Annotated in this window: 2 pseudogenes; both read left to right on the top strand. The window is 49.5% G+C overall.

The window, feature by feature from the left end:
* Positions 1-477 (top strand): annotated as a pseudogene (locus PG892_RS22170) (hypothetical protein); the annotation flags it as partial.
* Between the two features lie 277 nt (positions 478-754).
* Positions 755-1558 (top strand): annotated as a pseudogene (locus PG892_RS22165) (DUF4297 domain-containing protein); the annotation flags it as partial.
* Positions 1559-1631 lie beyond the last annotated feature (73 nt).

Below are 1631 nucleotides of genomic sequence, written 5' to 3'. Positions count from 1 at the left end.
TCTTCGACAAGGGTAAGGTGTTCAATCAACGTCATAGCGCGTGCCTCCTGCATGGAGACGCGATTAGATCACAGACGTTCTGCCTGTTCAAATTTCATTAACAAAGTGCGATCCCGCCCTGCACCTCTAACAGGCTTTCATTTTCACCTGGCAGTTTTTATGAACGGTGCTCATGTCCAGCGTGATGTTTACTATGCAGATGCCATCATTAAGGAATGGTTGCGTATCACGGGCAATCGAGGCAGAGGGCATAATTGCAATCAGAAAAAGGCTGAATACCGGGAGTGCGGGATTGGCATGGTGGGGCATGCCGACAAGACGAAACGGTGCTATTTACAAAAAGCCCTTGCTTATCTGACCAAATCAGAGCCAGCCGCCAGGCTGAATCTCAAGGGGCATCGTACCTTCTTCAAAGGCAACTTGCCCAAGCACGACACTGCACGAGGCAGACCGCGTGCGAAGGTGGCACTGAATTAGATTACCTGACACCGGCCTCAAACCGGTGTTTTACTTATAGAAGTTCAGACTTTATCTGACAGTTATCCTGCTTTTGTGGATGGCAACTAAGTCAGTGCAGAGCCAGTTTTCGCTGCTGCTTCAATATGAGGTACCCTGATTTTCACGGATAGTCCCGATTGTTACAAACTCGCTCTGATCCTACATCTGGACACTTGGATTGCCAAGTGCACTCATCAGTGTGGACCTATGGCATAATAACCCTCTAAATTTTCGAAATATTGTCACGGACGTCGATATGGAGTCAAATGATTCTGGCGGTGTTGCCGCCAAGCACGGTTTTCTATTCCAGGACTGTGTAGCCGCTTACCATGTCACCCGGATGCTTCGTGACAAGACTATTCGAAGTGTTCGCTGCGAGGTCACAGACGATATCGACATATTATCTGATGGGCACATCGACTTCGTGCAGGTGAAAAGTACAGCGAAAACGCATTGGAACATTTCTGACATCGTCAAGGTTTCCAAGGGCGCCAATAAGAAAATAATCCCCTGCAGCTCGATATTGCACAAATCGATGCAATGCGAGTCAGGTACCGGTCTGTCCCGTAGGTATTTGATAGTCACTGAAGACAAAGTTAACAAAACCCTAGAATACCTGACGATCAGCCCAACAGCCCGGGCAGATAAGCCAGGCCGGCAGGAGATGATCGACTACCTCAACCAGCATACAGCGAATTACCAGACTACGGCGGGTGTGAGCGTCGCCGACTGGGTTGATACGGCCACCTGGGAGGTCTATCACTCTTTGCGCGAACTGGAGCTCATGGGGATCAGAAATATCCGAATGGCTTCTGAGGATCTACACGGGGTCATTCTCAGTTCCGAAACCTCAGCTGAAAACATTTGGTGCCGCATCCTTGATACCGTGACGCGCAAGGGTGAGCATTCTCGACGCATTCACAGTGCTGATGACAAGTCCTATTCACGACCAGAGCTCCTTGAGTGGTTCAAGTTTTGTGTCGAGGATGACCAGTCTCGGTCAGGCCGCAAAATTTACGTCAAACGGGACTTGCCTCATATCCTCACGCCATTCAGAGCCTGTCTCTTGATCAGATCTTGATCCCCTGCGCCATCAGATCCTTGGCGGCAAGAAAGCCATCCAGTTTACTTTG

Source organism: Aeromonas sp. QDB68 (assembly GCF_027707405.1).
GTDB lineage: Bacteria > Pseudomonadota > Gammaproteobacteria > Enterobacterales > Aeromonadaceae > Aeromonas > Aeromonas caviae.
Note: the sequence above shows the minus strand (reverse complement) of the source record. Positions and strands in the feature narration are given on the sequence as shown.